We start from the raw sequence: 363 nt of genomic DNA, 5'->3' as shown, positions 1-363 counted from the left end.
CATTAGCGGTATCTGGATTACCGGCAAGCGCCTTAGAACTCGAATTAACCGAATCGATGATTATGGGTAATCCACAGGATTCCGTTGCCGTGCTATCGCAACTCAAAGCATTAGGCTTAACCATTGCGATTGATGACTTTGGTACCGGATACTCAAGCTTAAGCTATTTGAAACGCTTCCCAATTGATACCTTGAAGATTGATCGTGAATTTGTGCGTGATATAACTGAAGATCCTGACGATGCTGCCATCACTAGCGCCATTATAACCTTGGCCCACAGTTTAGAGCTTAACGTTGTGGCTGAAGGTGTTGAAACCCAAGCGCAATTGAATTTCTTACGTGAGGGGGGTTGTGATCAAGTAC

General features: G+C 44.6%; 1 protein-coding gene. It reads left to right on the top strand.

Annotated elements, in window-relative coordinates:
* On the top strand, nt 1-363 hold a 363-nt coding region (locus tag AAEZ02_RS21980), incomplete at both ends, for an EAL domain-containing protein (protein WP_351125086.1).

Source organism: Shewanella sp. T24-MNA-CIBAN-0130 (assembly GCF_040310185.1).
Classification (GTDB): domain Bacteria; phylum Pseudomonadota; class Gammaproteobacteria; order Enterobacterales; family Shewanellaceae; genus Shewanella; species Shewanella psychromarinicola.
The sequence above is the reverse complement of the archived record's forward strand: the minus strand, read 5'-3'. Positions and strand labels throughout refer to the sequence as shown.